We start from the raw sequence: 784 nt of genomic DNA on the forward strand, positions 1-784 counted from the left end.
CCCGGCGCGGCAAGAACACGGTCCACCGGCTTGACGGGTTGTTCCGGCAATCGGTGTTCGGGCGACTGGCCGGATACGAGGATGTGAACGACGCCGACCGCCTGGCCCTCGATCCGGTGATGCGCCAGGTCGTGGGTGGAAGGGCTGTCGATGCGCAAGCGGCCTCGGCCTCGCAGATGGGACGGTTCGAGACCGAGACACTGGCACAGCCCGAGAACCGTGCCGCGCTGGCCGACCTGAATGGCCAATGGATCGACCGGTTCCATGACCGTAACGGGCTGAAGTACATCGTTCTGGACATGGACAGTTCGGTCAGCCCCACCCATGGCGATCAGGAGGGCGCGGCCTGGAACGGGCATTTCGACTGCACCTGCTATCACCCGAACTTTTTGTTCAACCAGTTCGGCATGCTGGAGCGCTGCGCCTTGCGCCATGGCAACGTCCACAGCGCCGATGGCTGGCGGGACGTTCTCGACCCCGTCATCGCCCGCTACGCGGAGCGCGACCTTTGCGGCCGGTTCTTCCGGGCTGACGCCGCCTACGCGATCCCCGCGATCTATGAGCGGCTGGAAGAAGCCCGATTCTTCTACGCCATCCGGCTGCCTGCGAACAACGTCCTGCGCGAGAAGATCGCGCATCGGCTGACGCGCCCTGTCGGGCGACCTTCGCTGACCAAGGTCAAGCGCTTCTACGAAGACTTCGAGTATCAGGCGGCATCCTGGGACAAGGAACGCCGGGTGATCGCCAAGATCGAATGGCATCCGGGCGAACTGTTCCCGCGTGT

General features: G+C 64.4%; 1 pseudogene. It reads left to right on the top strand.

Annotated elements, in window-relative coordinates:
* Positions 1-784: pseudogene (locus D1614_RS23780) on the top strand (IS1380-like element ISKpn23 family transposase); the annotation flags it as partial.

Origin of the sequence: Maribellus luteus, assembly GCF_003576475.1 — a bacterium.
Taxonomy (GTDB): domain Bacteria; phylum Bacteroidota; class Bacteroidia; order Bacteroidales; family Prolixibacteraceae; genus Draconibacterium; species Draconibacterium luteum.